Origin of the sequence: Corallincola holothuriorum (assembly GCF_003336225.1) — a bacterium.
GTDB lineage: Bacteria > Pseudomonadota > Gammaproteobacteria > Enterobacterales > Neiellaceae > Corallincola > Corallincola holothuriorum.
Genome location: NZ_QPID01000001.1, coordinates 136,180 through 151,862 on the forward strand (window position 1 = coordinate 136,180; position 15,683 = coordinate 151,862).

General features: G+C 47.8%; 17 protein-coding genes. 13 read left to right on the forward strand and 4 right to left on the reverse strand.

What is annotated here, in order from left to right:
- Positions 1-46 precede the first annotated feature (46 nt).
- The 10 genes from DU002_RS00565 to cowN all read left to right on the forward strand — a co-directional run bounded on the left by DU002_RS00565 (position 47) and on the right by cowN (position 9,107).
- Positions 47-1,210 carry an ABC transporter ATP-binding protein gene (locus DU002_RS00565; protein WP_114336405.1) on the forward strand — a complete coding sequence of 388 codons (1,164 nt, stop codon included), beginning with the start codon at positions 47-49 and terminating at the stop codon, positions 1,208-1,210.
- 151 nt (positions 1,211-1,361) lie between these two features.
- A complete protein-coding gene (locus DU002_RS00570) occupies positions 1,362-2,243 on the forward strand; it encodes a 6-pyruvoyl trahydropterin synthase family protein (RefSeq protein ID WP_114336406.1) in 882 nt (293 codons plus the stop codon).
- Complete coding sequence (locus tag DU002_RS00575; protein ID WP_114336407.1) at positions 2,194-3,033, forward strand: M23 family metallopeptidase; 840 nt, start codon at positions 2,194-2,196, stop codon at positions 3,031-3,033. The genes DU002_RS00570 and DU002_RS00575 overlap by 50 nt, the downstream gene beginning before the upstream one ends.
- Before the next feature lie 289 nt (positions 3,034-3,322).
- The gene (nifH, locus tag DU002_RS00580; RefSeq protein ID WP_114336408.1) at positions 3,323-4,204 is read left to right on the forward strand and encodes a nitrogenase iron protein; all 882 of its coding nucleotides are present in this window, start codon (positions 3,323-3,325) and stop codon (positions 4,202-4,204) included.
- A gap of 60 nt (positions 4,205-4,264) precedes the next feature.
- Positions 4,265-5,731, forward strand: a complete 1,467-nt coding sequence (nifD, locus tag DU002_RS00585) for a nitrogenase molybdenum-iron protein alpha chain (RefSeq protein ID WP_114336409.1) — start codon at positions 4,265-4,267, stop codon at positions 5,729-5,731.
- Positions 5,732-5,826: 95 nt separating this feature from the next.
- Entirely contained in the window at positions 5,827-7,398 is a 1,572-nt protein-coding gene (gene nifK / locus DU002_RS00590; RefSeq protein WP_114336410.1) for a nitrogenase molybdenum-iron protein subunit beta, read from the forward strand.
- A 55-nt stretch (positions 7,399-7,453) separates the two neighbouring features.
- On the forward strand, positions 7,454-7,666 hold the full coding sequence (gene nifT / locus DU002_RS00595; RefSeq protein ID WP_114336411.1) for a putative nitrogen fixation protein NifT: 213 nt from the start codon (positions 7,454-7,456) through the stop codon (positions 7,664-7,666).
- Between the two features lie 30 nt (positions 7,667-7,696).
- The gene (locus DU002_RS00600; protein ID WP_114336412.1) at positions 7,697-8,383 is read left to right on the forward strand and encodes a NifB/NifX family molybdenum-iron cluster-binding protein; all 687 of its coding nucleotides are present in this window, start codon (positions 7,697-7,699) and stop codon (positions 8,381-8,383) included.
- Positions 8,377-8,709, forward strand: coding sequence for a DUF6129 family protein (locus DU002_RS00605; protein WP_114336413.1), 333 nt, complete (start codon positions 8,377-8,379; stop codon positions 8,707-8,709). The genes DU002_RS00600 and DU002_RS00605 overlap by 7 nt, the downstream gene beginning before the upstream one ends.
- A complete protein-coding gene (gene cowN, locus DU002_RS00610) occupies positions 8,706-9,107 on the forward strand; it encodes a N(2)-fixation sustaining protein CowN (RefSeq protein WP_199405129.1) in 402 nt (133 codons plus the stop codon). Before DU002_RS00605 ends, cowN begins: the two co-directional genes overlap by 4 nt.
- Before the next feature lie 57 nt (positions 9,108-9,164).
- Here cowN and DU002_RS00615 read toward each other — a convergent pair whose 3' ends face one another.
- Complete coding sequence (locus DU002_RS00615) at positions 9,165-9,719, reverse strand: PEP-CTERM sorting domain-containing protein (RefSeq protein WP_114336414.1); 555 nt, start codon at positions 9,717-9,719, stop codon at positions 9,165-9,167.
- A 339-nt stretch (positions 9,720-10,058) separates the two neighbouring features.
- Here DU002_RS00615 and DU002_RS00620 point away from each other — a divergent pair, with 339 nt between their 5' ends.
- Positions 10,059-10,676, forward strand: coding sequence for a hypothetical protein (locus DU002_RS00620; protein WP_114336415.1), 618 nt, complete (start codon positions 10,059-10,061; stop codon positions 10,674-10,676).
- 23 nt (positions 10,677-10,699) lie between these two features.
- Here DU002_RS00620 and DU002_RS00625 read toward each other — a convergent pair whose 3' ends face one another.
- Positions 10,700-11,287 carry a DUF938 domain-containing protein gene (locus tag DU002_RS00625; protein WP_114336416.1) on the reverse strand — a complete coding sequence of 196 codons (588 nt, stop codon included), beginning with the start codon at positions 11,285-11,287 and terminating at the stop codon, positions 10,700-10,702.
- Positions 11,288-11,509: 222 nt separating this feature from the next.
- Between DU002_RS00625 and DU002_RS00630 the strand changes: the two genes are divergently transcribed.
- Together DU002_RS00630 and DU002_RS00635 are read left to right on the forward strand one after the other, a co-directional pair.
- On the forward strand, positions 11,510-13,225 hold the full coding sequence (locus DU002_RS00630; RefSeq protein ID WP_114336417.1) for an NAD-dependent malic enzyme: 1,716 nt from the start codon (positions 11,510-11,512) through the stop codon (positions 13,223-13,225).
- 24 nt (positions 13,226-13,249) lie between these two features.
- Positions 13,250-14,392, forward strand: a complete 1,143-nt coding sequence (locus DU002_RS00635; protein WP_199405130.1) for a hypothetical protein — start codon at positions 13,250-13,252, stop codon at positions 14,390-14,392.
- A 306-nt stretch (positions 14,393-14,698) separates the two neighbouring features.
- Here the strand turns inward: DU002_RS00635 and DU002_RS00640 are convergent, their stop codons facing one another.
- Positions 14,699-15,124 carry an SMI1/KNR4 family protein gene (locus tag DU002_RS00640; RefSeq protein WP_199405131.1) on the reverse strand — a complete coding sequence of 142 codons (426 nt, stop codon included), beginning with the start codon at positions 15,122-15,124 and terminating at the stop codon, positions 14,699-14,701.
- A 96-nt stretch (positions 15,125-15,220) separates the two neighbouring features.
- Entirely contained in the window at positions 15,221-15,574 is a 354-nt protein-coding gene (locus DU002_RS00645) for a hypothetical protein (protein WP_114336419.1), read from the reverse strand.
- Positions 15,575-15,683 lie beyond the last annotated feature (109 nt).

The window sequence follows — 15,683 nt, forward strand, 5'->3', positions numbered from 1 at the left end:
TAGTATTTAAGGTTTTTAAGCTAACAATAGCTTTCTGGAGACAAGAATGGCTGAAGTCATCCTTAAGAATGTACGTAAGAACTACGATCCATCAATACACTTGGATGTATTACGAGATATTAACCTAGACATCGAAGATGGTGAGTTCATCGTTTTCGTCGGTCCATCAGGCTGTGGTAAATCTACACTGCTTCGTATGATCGCGGGTTTGGAAGACATCACTGACGGCGAGTTGGCTATTTCTGGTCGCCGTATGAACGAAGTTCCTCCGGTAGACCGTAACGTAGGTATGGTGTTCCAGTCCTATGCGCTCTATCCACATATGGATCTGTTCGAGAACATGGCATTCGGCCTCAAGCTGAAGAAAGTACCTAAAGATGAAATCAAACGTCGCGTAGATAAGGCGTCTGAAATCTTGGGTCTGACTCATATGCTTGACCGTAAGCCTAAAGCTCTTTCTGGTGGTCAGCGTCAACGTGTTGCTATTGGCCGTTGTATTGTACAAGAGCCATCGGTATTCCTGTTCGATGAGCCTTTATCGAACTTGGATGCGGCACTTCGTGTGAAGATGCGTATTGAAATTGCCAAGCTGCACAAAGATTTGCAGTCGACCATCATCTACGTAACACACGATCAGGTTGAAGCAATGACTTTGGCAGATCGTATCGTGGTACTGAGCCCATTAGATGATGAAGCGCCGAGCAACCTTGAGCAGTTTGGTAGCCCGCTTGATCTTTACCATACACCAGCAAATAAATTTGTTGCTGGCTTCATTGGTTCACCTAAGATGAACTTCTTGGCGGGTGAATTGGTTGAGATTGGTGACGACGAGTGTAAGGTTAAGCTGAGCACTGGTGACGTGGTCGTTGGTTGCATTGATGCTAGCAGTGCTAAAGTAGGCGATGCAGTTGAAGTGGGTGTTCGTCCTGAGCACGTTCTTCCTCGTGACCATGATGACTCTCACGGTCATGTAAGTGGTAGCGTACTGGTTGCTGAGCATTTAGGTGCCGAATCTTTCGTCTATATGACGATTGACGGTCGCGACTTCACTGTTAAAGCGCACTCTGATGTTGAAGCAACATCAGGCGAAGTGATGGAAGTTGGCTTCCCTAAAGAAGCTGTTTACCTGTTCACTGAAGCGGGTCAAGCATTCCCACGTACAGCGCGTTATAACCGTGAAAAAGGTGGCTTGCCGCTAGGCGACGAGTGATCCTTTAATCGTTAACAGAAAGCCGGCAGCTTATGCCGGCTTTTTTTTGCCCAAATTTTGTCGGCGTCTTAGTTAAGATTAATTCTCAACTCTTACTCTTGTCGCGTTATAATTCCTTTCGCTAATTATGTTTGCTCTGGAAAATGGTTTAATGCGTTTATTTGTAGATGGTTTGACGGTAATCGACAGTACGTTTTTATGCGCTCAGCGCGGGATGTTAGGTGAAAGCTGGATCGTAGACGTTGAACTGGCAGGTGAATTGAATGACGAGGGTATGCTTTTTGACTTCTCCCATGTAAAAAAGACCATCAAACATGCGCTGGATGCGACGGTAGATCATAAGCTGATTGTTCCAGAGCAAGCTGCCGAAACAATCATTGTCTCATCAGATAACGATATCCTGCTTTCATTTAAAGCTGCTAAAAGTGAGTTGGTGATACAGAGTCCACTGTCGGCCTTTGCTATTTTGCCATTGGCACAGATCACCGATAGCGCCTTTGCTCGTTATTTAGAAGTGATGTTACTTAAACTGTTGCCTGACAATGTGACTGGAATAACTGTTCATTTACGCCATGAAGCCGAAGGCCCCGCGTTTTATCATTACACTCATGGTTTGAAAAAACATGATGGGAATTGTCAGCGGATCGCTCACGGCCACCGTTCACGGATAGGGATCTGGCTTGATGGTGAAAAGCGCGCTGATTTGGAAAGCAACTGGGCCTCGCGTTGGCAAGATATCTATCTTGGTTCCGCAGATGATGAAGTTTCTGTCGAGACATTACCGTTTAGTGCACAATTTGGTTTAACTGACGCCAGCTTTTACGGTTTCCAATACAGTGCCAGCCAGGGGAATTATTATTTGGCGGTTAGCAAAAGCGCTACAGAAATAGTTGATTGCGATACAACCGTCGAATGCCTGGCTGACTACATTGCGCGTCAATTATCTTGTGACTATCCCGAACAATTAATTAAAGTCCGCGCCTATGAGGGTGTTGAGAAAGGAGCTATCTGTGAAATTTCCGCTTCTAGTTAGTATTTTTCTGCTGTTTTCTGCACAGACGTTGGCGATAGAGCTAAACGGTGAGTTTATTCAAGGTGGTATGGTCACGGGTAAGCTACCTCCCGGTAGTCAGTTATCGCTCGATGGCAATCCAGTAAAAATTTCTGCTGAGGGTATTTTTGTCATTGGCTTTGGTCGTGATGACACTGGTGAAGCGGAATTGAAATGGACGCTGCCTGGCGGAGAAAAGCAGCAAACGAGTTATAAGATAAAGCAACGGGAATACAATATTCAGTACGTTGAAGGGGTGGAGCAAAAATATGTGTCCCCGCCCGAGGAAGTGCTGGAGCGTATTCGTGATGATAATAGGCAGGTTGCTGCCGCCAGAAAGACCGATTCGGATCGCAAAGACTTTCTCACGCCTCTTATTTGGCCGGTTGATGGTCCTATCTCTGGAGTTTATGGGAGCCAACGCTATTTTAATGGTGAACCAAAGCGCCCGCACTTTGGCTTGGATATCGCTGCGCCAACCGGCACTATTATTGTTGCCCCAGCCGACGGGGTGATCACTCTCTGGCACCCTGATATGTATTACAGTGGTGGCACCTTGTTGATGGATCATGGCTACGGTATTTCATCGACATTTATTCATCTCAGTGGATCATTGGTTAAAGCGGGTGACGTGGTTAAACAGGGCCAACCTATCGCGAAGGTTGGAGCGACAGGCAGAGTCACAGGGGCGCATCTTGATTGGCGCATCAATTGGTTTAAGGTTCGTTTAGATCCGCAGCTATTACTGCCACCAAAATCTAGCGAGCAATAAGTATTTTCCAGCTTGAGCTGACTTAGTTCTAGGTCAGCTCCTATTTTATCTTTTCTCCCATCAGATTATTCACACCCGCGTTTTTGTGGTCTTTTTGCTACAAATAACTATGTACACAACCCGACAACCGTTCATTAATGTGAGCTTTGTCGCCTATCTGTTTCTGTAACCATCTCTATATAAATCATTAAAAAACAATCGGTTAATCTGTTTTGCCTTGTCTGGCGCAGTTTTCGCAATATCCATATCGGGAACCTTTTTTGAATTGAACGATGTTGGAGGAAACACCATGGCTATTCGTCAATGTGCCATTTACGGCAAAGGCGGTATCGGTAAATCAACCACCACACAAAACCTGGTTGCTGCGCTGGCCGAAGCTGAGAAGAAAATTATGATCATCGGCTGTGATCCTAAAGCCGATTCAACCCGCTTGATCCTGCACGCAAAAGCGCAGAACACCATTATGGAGATGGCTGCTGAAGCCGGTTCTGTTGAAGATCTTGAGTTGGATGATGTACTCAAAGTTGGCTATGCCGGCGTTCGTTGTGTTGAGTCCGGTGGTCCAGAGCCAGGTGTAGGTTGTGCTGGTCGTGGTGTTATTACAGCGATCAACTTCCTCGAAGAAGAGGGCGCTTATGAAGAAGACCTCGACTTCGTATTTTATGACGTACTGGGTGATGTGGTATGTGGTGGTTTCGCCATGCCTATCCGCGAGAACAAAGCACAGGAAATCTACATTGTTGTATCTGGTGAGATGATGGCGATGTATGCCGCTAACAACATCTCAAAAGGTATCTGTAAATACGCAGCGACCGGTAGTGTTCGCCTTGCAGGTCTGATCTGTAACTCTCGTAACACCGATCGTGAAGATGAGCTGATCATGGCATTAGCCGCCAAGATCGGTACACAAATGATCCATTTCGTACCACGTGACAACATTGTTCAGCGTGCTGAGATCCGTCGTATGACAGTGATCGAGTACGATCCTAAGTGTAATCAGGCAGATGAGTATCGTGCTCTTGCACGCAAGATCATCGACAACGAACTGTTTGTTGTACCAGAGCCGGTCACCATGGATGAGCTTGAAGAGCTGTTGATGGAATTCGGCATCATGGAAGAGGAAGACACTTCAATTATCGGTAAGAAAGCGGAAGAAGAAGCGGTGGCTTAATCCATCTGCAGACACGGTTCTGATAAGAACAGGTGTTTAAAAACTCTTTAGGAGACTGTTATGTCTATGAAAAAAGAGGACACTCGAGCGCTTATCGATGAGGTGCTAGAGGTCTATCCAGAAAAGGCGAAAAAAGATCGTCTTAAGCATTTGACGGCGAATGATGCAGAAGCGTCATCAAATAAGTGTGTTACCGCCAACCGTAAGTCACTGCCCGGCGTGATGACAGCTCGTGGTTGTGCTTACGCAGGGTCAAAAGGGGTGGTATGGGGTCCAATCAAGGACATGATCCATATCTCTCATGGTCCAGTCGGTTGCGGTCAGTACTCCCGCGCGGGTCGTCGTAACTATTACACCGGTTTTACTGGCGTAAATAGCTTCGGCACCATGAACTTCACCTCTGATTTCCAAGAGCGTGACATCGTTTTTGGTGGTGATAAAAAGCTATCCACCATCGTTGATGAAATCGAAACTCTGTTCCCATTATCGAAAGGGATCTCAATCCAATCGGAATGTCCGGTGGGCTTGATCGGTGACGATATCGAAGCAGTTGCCAAAGTGAAGGGCAAAGAGATCGGCAAAACCATTGTCCCAGTGCGTTGTGAAGGGTTCCGTGGTGTGAGTCAGTCTTTGGGTCACCACATTGCCAACGACACGCTGCGCGATCATGTCCTCGACAAGGTCGAAGACAAAGAGTTTGAAACTACACCGTATGACGTTGCCATTATTGGTGACTACAACATCGGTGGTGATGCTTGGTCTTCGCGTATTTTACTTGAAGAGATGGGTTTACGAGTTGTTTCACAGTGGTCTGGTGACGGTACTTTGCCAGAGATTGAAAACACACCCAAAGTAAAACTCAACCTAGTGCATTGTTATCGTTCAATGAACTATATCTGCCGCCACATGGAAGAGAAGTACGACATTCCATGGATGGAGTACAACCTGTTTGGCCCGACCAAGTGTGAAGAGTCACTGCGTAAAATCGCTGCGTTCTTCGATGAGTCGATTCAAGCGAAAGCGGAAGAAGTGATCGCCAAGTACAAGGCACAGTGGGAACCGATTATCGCTAAATACCGTCCACGTTTGGAAGGTAAGAAAGTGATGCTGTATGTCGGTGGCTTACGTCCACGCCACGTGATCGGTGCTTATGAAGATTTGGGCATGGAAATTGTTGGTACTGGCTATGAATTTGGCCATAACGATGACTACACCAAGACGATTCCTGAAGTGAAAGACGCCACGCTGATCTATGACGATGTCACAGGTTACGAGCTGGAAAAATTCGCTGAGCAGCTTAAGCCTGATCTGATTGGTGCCGGTGTGAAAGAGAAATACATCTTCCAGAAGATGGGCATCCCTTTCCGTCAGATGCACAGCTGGGACTATTCAGGCCCTTATCACGGCTTCGATGGCTTCGCCATTTTCGCCCGCGATATGGATATGACCCTGAACAACCCATGTTGGAGCAAGCTGACTGCACCTTGGAAAGCTGAAGCTGAAGAAAAACTGGTCGTTAACGGCTAAGTTGCAGCACGACGAAACAGGTTAGGCGGCATGCCGCTTATGTGTATCACTCGGCCCGTCAGTTCACAGATGAGTGGCGCGGGAGGAGAAAGATTATGAGTCAGACAGTAGATGATATCAAACCTGGCTATCCATTATTTGGACAGCCAGAGTACCAGGAGATGATGGCTCGCAAACGCGAGTTGTTTGAAGAAAGCCACGACGCCGACAAGGTGAAAGAGGTCTTTGAGTGGACGACCGGTGAAGAGTACAAAGAGCTTAACTTCAACCGGAAAAACCTAACAATTAACCCGGCCAAAGCCTGCCAACCACTGGGATCCGTCCTGTGTGCGCTCGGCTTTGAAAACACACTGCCCTATGTTCATGGTTCGCAGGGGTGTGTTGCCTATTTTCGTACCTATTTTAATCGTCATTTCAAAGAGCCCGTGGCTTGTGTCTCGGATTCAATGACCGAAGATGCCGCAGTATTCGGTGGCCAGAAGAACATGTTTGATGGCCTGCAAAACTCTTTGGCGCTGTATAAGCCAGAGATGATTGCTGTATCCACCACTTGTATGGCGGAAGTGATCGGGGATGACCTCAACGCGTTTATCGGTAACGCCAAAAAAGAGGGTTACATTCCTGAAGAGCTACCGACGCCATTCGCACATACGCCAAGTTTTGTTGGTAGTCATGTCAATGGCTGGGACGGTATGTTCGAAGGTGTTTTGCGTCATTTCAGCGTTAACAAGATGGAAGACAAAACCGTCGGCAGTAACGGTAAGATTAACCTGGTACCGGGCTTTGAAACCTATCTTGGTAACTACCGTGTGATGCACCGCATGATGCAGGAGATGGGCGTCGATTACACATTGCTGTGTGATCCGTCTGAAGTACTTGATACACCGGCTGATGGCGAATATCGCATGTACGCAGGCGGTACTCCATTAGCGGAAGTGGCTGACGCGCCAAACGCGATCACTACCATGTTCCTGCAGCCTGATCAGTTGGTGAAAACCAAGAAATACGTCGAAGGTATCTGGAAGCACGAAGTACCTGCAACCAACATCCCAATGGGTGTTGATTGGACAGATGACTTCCTGATGAAGGTATCTGAACTGTCAGGCAAGCCTATTCCTGAGTCGCTGGCAACAGAGCGTGGCCGTTTGGTGGATATGATCACCGACTCCCATACATGGCTGCACGGCACCAGTTTCTCTATCTATGGTGATCCAGATTACCTGATGGGCTTAACCAAGTTCCTTATGGAATTAGGTTGTGAAATTAAGCATATCCTCTGCAACAACGGTAATAAGCGCTGGCGCAAGAAGATGGAAGCGTTGATCGCTGACTCTCCTTACACCGCTAATACAGAGATCTTTATTGGTAAGGACTTGTGGCATTTCCGTTCACTGGTGTTCACCAATAAGCCTGACTTCATGATTGGAAACTCTCACGCCAAGTTTATTCAGCGTGATACCAAGGCGAAAGGCGGTGAGTTTGAAGTGCCGCTGATCCGTCTCGGCTTCCCAATCTTCGACCGTCATCACCTGCATCGCAACACCACGCTAGGTTATGAAGGTGGCATGTACATGTTAACCACACTGGTTAACGCGGTACTTGAGAAGTTGGACGCTGATACTAGCGACATGGGTAGAACCGATTACGGTTACGACCTGGTACGTTAAAGAATGAAGTACCGGGGTGAAGGCCCCGGTACCTCTTTCAACCAAGGAGAAAGCAATGCCGAACGTAATGATCCGCCGGGAAGAAAGTGGCGAGCTTTCCTGTTACATCGCTAAGAAAGATCTCGAAGAGATGGTGACCTCGATTGAGTTTGATTCACCAGAACAACTGGGTGGCGAGATCCAACTGGCTGATGGTACTGGTTACTATTTCGAGCCCATCAGTCCGTCACCCAAGCTACCTGTGACTGTTCGTGCCCGTCGCGCGTAATAGTTCTAATGTCTAATTAGTCGGGAGATAATGATGACCGCACCAGTCTCTGAAACTGCAGCCTTACGTATCGCATTGGCTGCAAAGGCGTTACCTCAGATCCCTCTATCGCAGCTGTTGAGTTTATTGGTGGATACGCTGGGAGAACCGCTCACCGAGAAGAAACTACGGCAGTTGTCGCCGAAGCAGCTACGCGAGATCTTTTCTGCGCAGCCCGAGCAACCCGACAGAGTAAATCTTGCGCAGGCATTCGCCATCTTCAACAGCAACGAAGTTGACACCATGGAAGCGCCAGAAGTTCTCCCATCAGCCCCCCTCAGCGGTAAGAAATTGCGCGTGGCAATGACGTCGAATAACGGAGAGCGGCTTGATGGTCATTTCGGATCTTGCCTACGGGTACTGGTGTATGAGGTCAACGCAGAAAAGCATCAGCTTGTTGATGTAAGACCCGTGACTTGCAGTGAGAGTGGCGAAAAGCGTTCCGAATTTATGCTGTCGCTAATCAGTGACTGCCATATCTTGTCGACCCTCTCTATTGGGGGGCCTGCTGCGGCGAAAGTGACTCGCGCCAACGTTCACCCTATTAAGCAAGCCCAACCGGGGGCGTGCAGCGACGTGCTTGAACGCATGCAACAGGTGGTGGGTGGCAAGCCTGCACCTTGGTTACAACGTTTGATGGAATCGACAGAAAGAGCAGTGGAGGGCGTGCCATGTTAGGGACTATGGGAGGACTGGAGGCACCAAAGGTGCAGCCGAATGATATGCTGATCGACGCGACACTCGATGATCGTGTGTTGCAACACAGCCTGCTTTTGCTCACCGAGTTAGGGGCAAAAGATCATACCTTAAGCATGTTACGTCAGGCGCATCCAGACGTTAGGTTTATCCTCTGTTCTGAGGATGATATGGCTGAACGTGCGCCCTTTGTTAGCCAACCTGAGTTTGATATTTTCTTGATGGCCGCCAGCATGGGTTGTGCCTGCTTCACCGACGATGTCAGACACAGCATAGGCCTTGTGATCGCCACAAGAGAGAATTGGTGAAGGCAGCCTTGCGGCCACAAATTGATTGGGGCCGCAAGGTGAACGTAGTCGAGGTAGATAAAATGGCGTGTGCATGCAAGCAGCACAAAGCGGCAGAGAGTGATAAATCAGAGCCGGCTGTTGATCGCTATGTGAGTTTTGCTGGCATTGACTGTGAGGGCAACGCCCAAAAGTTGATGGACCATCTACTCGCATTGACCGAACAACCAGGGGTGGGGAATGCATTCTGGGATAAATTTCGCCAGCAATATGTCGACTATTTAGCTGGCAAAGGGCTTAAACATGACCCCCTGTATCTGTTGCACGCCAATGTGTTTTATATTCGCGATCTATTTGAAGAGCAGGGCGACGAGCAGGGGCTGCAAGCGCTGGATCAGCTTGAGGAATTGTGTTTTTAGAAAAACGCCCCATCAAAGGTGAGGCGTTTTATCTCTTCAGCGCGGTGACCGTATTACTTACTTTCTACGCGCAGCGGCAAAACCAAGTATAGACAGAGCAAACAGGGCAAGAATACCCGGCGCAGGAACCTCTGCACTGTAGCTAATTGTGACATCATCTAAATAGGTTCTGTCTTCATCTGGGCCTGCGCCTGAGTAGCCATACAAGCCAAAGCCAGTCAGTTCTTTGCCAGCGACTAACCAGCTGGTGATATCAAAAAATTCCCAGTCACTCGTCGTTAGGTTAACGATATCTCCTACTGAACTGCCGTCAGAGTAAAAAAGACCAACCCAAGAGATTGCTGCTTCTGGTTGCTTGAGCCAAAAGGAAACTTCGGAAACATTTTCTGTCGCAACAGCATCAAATGTCTGCTTGAGTTGAAAGTTGCCGACGTCGGTTGCGCTATAGCTTCCGGAATGGGATTCAGTGTCAGTGACGTACCATTCTGGCGAAGATACGTTCACCCACGGCGACAAATCACCAGATTCAAAGCCACCATTAGTGAATGGAGCAGCGTAGGATACTGTAGGAACGCTCAAAAGGGCGCCTAAGGCCAGATGTTTTAGCTTCATTATTGTTATTCCTTGGCTATTAAATGTAATGATATTAATTCTCATTGCAATGAAGCAGGAACCTGGCCATGTTGCTAATGTTTTGATAAGTAATATATATTTCTCACAAAGTCGGTGGAATATTTGAACCTTGTAAGAATTATCGACGCTATAGGTGTATTATCCCGCCATCGATGCCTGTTTATGTTTACCTCGGTCATGATTAGCAATTCAGCATGTTCATTTTTCGATCTCAAGCATTGTTGATTCAGGCAGAATATTTGTGGAAGGAGAGCCCAAGATGAGGTTAATCGTCGAGTTCTCTAAAAGCTGCTTCCATTCATTGCTTAGGATGTATAGATGTTGCACAAATTATGTTGTCTGATTTCATTGATGTTGTTGTTTGTGGCTGGACATAGCCAAGCGGATCCTTTCTATCATCAGATGAAAAACTCACCTGTGCCTGCTTACACAATTAAAGGCATGAAGAATTGTCAGCAGCACATGAAAGTGACTGACCACCATTATATCGCAGTGTGTCGAGCTGCAATGTTAGATACCGATATTAACTATGGTTGGCGTGCTGTTTTGACATCAGATGCTGTCGATGGCACATCTCCAGTGTCTGTTTCCGATGGTTTTGGTGATGTTTATCAGGTCGCGCTACAGCTTCGTGGATACGACAGTAAAGTACTTCTGCTTGTTGAATCAGTCACCGAATATTTTGATGGCGTAGCCGTTTATAAACTTGACCAGAGTCAGCTGCATGATATGGGCTATATTGCTTTGTCGGCTGGTCCTGCAGAGGCTGATGAGTCACTTTTGCCATTGATGAGAATAATGGAAAAAGGGGGCGCATTAGTGGTTAATTTTAGTGGCCCGGTGACCTATGTTAATGATAAAGGAGTGGCTCTTACGCTCCGTCCTGAACAAATCAAATACGTAGGCATTGATAGATTGATTAAGCAGGTTCGTTAACAGAATTGCTGTATGGCGGATTTTTAACAGTGCTTGCGCCAAACCAATAGCAGGTTGTTAGCTGGCATCGTTATTTGCTCTACTAACATCAATCCCTTCGCCCACCTTTCAAGCTCGGCAATATCCCTGATCCCACCACAACCTTCCTGCTGTAAAAATTGGTCGAACTCGCGGTTGCTGTCACTGGTATAGGTGCCATCAATGTTAAACGGCCCGTATTGTAAAAACAGCCCTCGGAGTGGTAAGTGCTCTGCAACTAACCCCATCATTATCTGCACTTCCTCGGATTGCATGATATGGGCGGTGTTGGCGGTAAACACGGTGTCGATGGGCTGGTTAGGCCAATTGTCCTCACCAATAGTGAAAGACAGCGGGGAACGCAGGTTGGTCAGATTTAATTCTGCTATCCAGGCATCAATACTGGGGTGATTGTCTGGTCTGTCGCTGGTTTGCCAGCACAGATGGGGCAGATGCTTGGCAAAAAATTGCGCGTGTTGCCCGGTGCCCGAGCCTATTTCTAACAGATGGCGCTGGTTGACCAAGCGTGGCTTGAGTTGCTCTAAGATGGGCTGCTTGTTGTTTTCACAGGACTGGCTAAAACGTTTGCTCATGGGATCTTGGGTTCGTGTGGCAGACACCAGAATATATCAGTTCTGCCTAGTTAACGGCAGTGAAGGTTTTTCGTGATCTAACAACATATTTTGCGACCGCTGAGAGAGTAAGGTAAGGCTAAAAAATAACTCCTATTAATAGCGGGTTATGCAGATATCTTGGTGGGATCTTCTATCCTCTATTGAGTTGATCCCCTACCAATACAATCGCGGAGCAAACCGATGGCGACAGGTAAATACTTACGTTGGAAAGATGCGCAGGGTAACGAGTTTAGACCCGTATCGATCTCCGGTACCGAGCTACTCAATGATCGCTTGCTAAATAAAAGCACCGGTTTCAGTTACGAAGAGCGAGAAGCATTTAATCTCAACGGTTTGCTACCACCGAAACCGCAAACCTTTGAAGACCAACTAAAACGCGCGTACCAGGGGTTTCTTAGTGCCTGCAGCGACATCGAACAGTACCTGTTTCTACGTGCGCTGCAAGATCGCAACGAAACGCTTTTTTATGCGTTATTGTCACGCCACGTAGAAGAGATGACACCTATTATCTACACGCCGACGGTAGGTAAAGCGTGTCAGGAATTCAGTCATCGTTACCAAAAAGCTCGCGGCCTGTATGTAACGGCAGACAATGTCGACAGCATGGGGGAGATGGCACGCCACTTCGCTGGCAAAGAGATCAAAATCATCGTCGTAACCGACAGTCAGGGCATTCTAGGCTTAGGTGATTTAGGTGCGGGCGGTATGGGGATCCCCATTGGTAAGTTGTCGCTCTATACCTTGGGGGCGGGAATTCACCCTGGCCACTGTTTACCGGTGGCGTTAGATGTCGGCACTGACAATCAGGATCTGCTGAACGATCCCATGTATCTGGGAATCCCGAAAAAGCGGATGAAAGGGGAAGCGTACAAACTGTTTATCGACAAGTTTGTGCAGCAAACCAAACTGCATTTTCCTAAAGCGGTGCTGCAGTGGGAGGATTTCAGTAAGTCCAACGCATTTAATAACCTGGCCAAGTATGAGGATGAGATCCCCTCATTTAATGATGATATCCAAGGCACAGGCGCGGTGGTGTTGGCGGGTATTATTGGTGCCACCAAGATTAAAGGGGAAACTCTGGGCGAACAGATCTTTGCCGTTTATGGTGCCGGCGCCGGTGGTGTAGGTGTTGCGGATCAGATCTTTGCTGGCCTGCTAAAAGAGGGCGTGTCTCATCAGGCGGCCAGAGATCGTATCTTCATTTTGGATTCTCAAGGCGTGGTGTTCGATAACCGCGAAGGTCTGGATGAATACAAGCATCGTTACGCTAAGCCGGTGTCATTAGCCAGCGATTGGCAGTTAAAAGAAGACAACAAAGCAGATCTTAGTGAGTTGATTGACAATGTCGCCGTGACGGTATTACTCGGCTGCAGTGGCGTCGGTGGTGCGTTTAAAGAAAATCACGTGAAGAAGATGCTTGATTACACGCAGCGCCCCATGGTGTTTCCTCTCTCTAACCCCACCAGTAATTGTGAAGCGTTACCAGAAGATATCTACCGGTGGAGCCAAGGGCAGGCGATTGTGGCAACCGGTAGCCCGTTTGATGATGTCGAATATGACGGTAAGCCATACCGGATCGGTCAGGGGAATAATGTGTTCATTTTCCCCGCTGTTGGCTTAGCCACCATTGTCTCTGGTGTAAAAAAGATCACTATGGAGATGTTCACCACGGCGTCGTTTGCGCTGGCTGATTATGTACCGCAACAGGATCTCGATGAAGGTTGCGTGTTCCCACGTATCGGTGAATTAAAAGCGGTCTCTATGCATGTGGCCAAAGCCGTGCTTAAGCAAATTCAGGAAACAGATCCTGACGGTTGTATGTGTGGCAAAGAGATAGATCAAGAGCTGGCTGCGCATATGTGGGAGCCCATTTACCTCCCTTACCGTCGAGTGTAGTGACTTAATAAATCGAGGTTGTTGATGTTTAGAACTCTTATTGCCATGGTGTTTTTGTGCGTTTCATTGGTATCCGCTGTGCTTGCCAATGATGTCAACAAACTCACCATCGAAGAACAGCGCTTGCCGGACGCAGAAAAAGCAATGACCGGCTTGCTGGCGCCTTTTGCAAAGCCCTTGGCGGCTATCGCTCGTCTGGATGCGTCAAACACGCTTGATCAGATCGCCGATATTGGCCGAGAGGGCTTCAACATTGGTAAAAAAATTGCCCAACAGCAGGCTGATGATCGGCCACTTTACTGGTTTCGTTTAGCCGCAAACGCCAAGTTTCGCAGCTTAGATCTGCCAGCAGAGACGAACGCGCAATGGATAGACAGTTTCGAGCTGGAGAGTCGTGGCTTCGGCACCGCCGTGTTCTCAAAGGCAAAAAAACGTATCTTGGTGACCGGCTTTGACCCGTTCTTTTTAGATCGTCATATCGACCAATCCAACCCGTCGGGACTAGCTGCACTGCTGCTGGATAACGAACTGCTGACCGCCGATGGTACTTCGGCAGAGGTGCAAGCGGTGATGATCCCAGTACGTTTTGCTGACTTCGACGCAGGCATGATTGAAAAGCTGCTAATGCCCTATTTTAAGTACAATAAAGTCGACATGGTGGTCACCATTTCGATGGGGCGTGATGGCTTTGACTTGGAGCGTTTTCCAGGTCTAAGACGCAGTGCAGAGGCGCCGGGCAATCTGAATGTACTGACCGGAGCCACCAGCCAAGCGCCGTTAGTGCCCTTGTTACAAGGGCAGCCGCTAAGAGGCCCCGAGTTTTTAGAATATTCGTTACCTGCAGCAGAAATGATCAGCCTTGCCCAAGAGATGAACGCACCATTTCCTGTGACAGATAATCGTAACGTCGAAACTTTAACGGGGAAAAAGTCGCCCGCGTCACTGGCTGAGCTAAAAGGTGAAACCTCAGTACAAGGCTCGGGGGGAGGGTACTTGTCCAATGAGATCAGCTACCGCTCTATTCGCTTAAGAAATCTGATCGGCAGTAGGGTACCCGTTGGCCATATTCATACACCCAAGGTGAAAGCCTACGACAAAGAGAAAGAGCTGCAGACCGTTGACCAGATTAAGCTGATGCTAGCGGCGGCGATTCCAACGTTGCATTGATATTGATATTGATATTGATTATTGATATTGAAGTAGTTCTGTTTAGCAGAATAGGTATGGCTAACTGTACTGGCTTGTACCCAATCTGACAGTAGAAGGTGAACGGCTCCAATCAGGCCAGACAGTCAGGCTTGAGCGAGGAGCTGTCATTCGCCGTAACTCACTGTTGGAAAGGAACAAGTTGGGGAATGGGTAACGCTCGCTTTAGCTTAGCCATGTGCGGAGCGGTTTTGTTTTATTGTTGGGCGCAGTGAGTAACACAAAAGTGCGAAGTATGTGTCCAATTTCCTGCGCTTGTTAAGCATTTTAGAACTTGAGTGTGTAACCATTGGAAACCCACTCTTTGAAATTTTCAGCTAGCAATACCATAGATTCTTTCGTTAAATCGGCAAAGGGAACCCTATACACTGGCCAATCTTCTGAGCATTTACTATGTGTGGTATCGAAGACAATTGATTCTCCACCGCCATCTGATCCAATAGCAACCAGCCCAGGCAAGTATTGCTCATAACAATAGGCATCTGTTAATTCGGATATCTCTTTTGCGCTCCAGAGCACAACTGAGTCATCAGGTTCTTGAACGCCAATAGGAGTATCTGCCCCGTTAGTTTCAAGCAAGAATTTCTTATACTCCTTCGGAAGTTTCGTACCCAGCCATTCTTCAAGAAGCTGTATTTCTCCGACACTTGCTGGATTTTCTGGATATTCGAACTTATCTCGATATTCGATCATGATGCTTAACGCCCCAACCATGGGCGGATTGAGCAGGCTAAACTGATGCGCGGAACGACGTTAGCCTGTGAAAATCCGTTCGCGTGAGTTGATTTGTTAGGCGCCTGGGTCATCAATAAAGTTGACCTTTTCATCAAGCAACTTAAAGGTGTCTATGGCTTCCACTGAACCATCGCCTCTGACCAAAATATCTAGGTAGTCGACCACGCCATCAATGATGCATAGCATTGTTTCAGCGTCCGACGCCAAAGCCGGAGATACCACCAAAGGCCCAACTAGATTGAAGCTTCTCAGTTCAGATAATTGACCACTAGCATCAAACGATGTGGTTACGCCAGCTCCAGTGTACTCACGCTCAATAACTTCTAAATGAGAGACCTGTTCACCTAAGTTCAACTCTGGGTATGACTCAGCGATCCAGTCCAAGACTTGTCGCTCTAGGTGGTTCATGTATTCCTCTTGGCGCCTAACGCCCGCTTCAGCCGGGCCGAACGCGGAGCGGTTTTGGTGTTATTGTTTGAGCGCAGCGAGTAACACCAAAATTGCGTAGTGTTTGGCC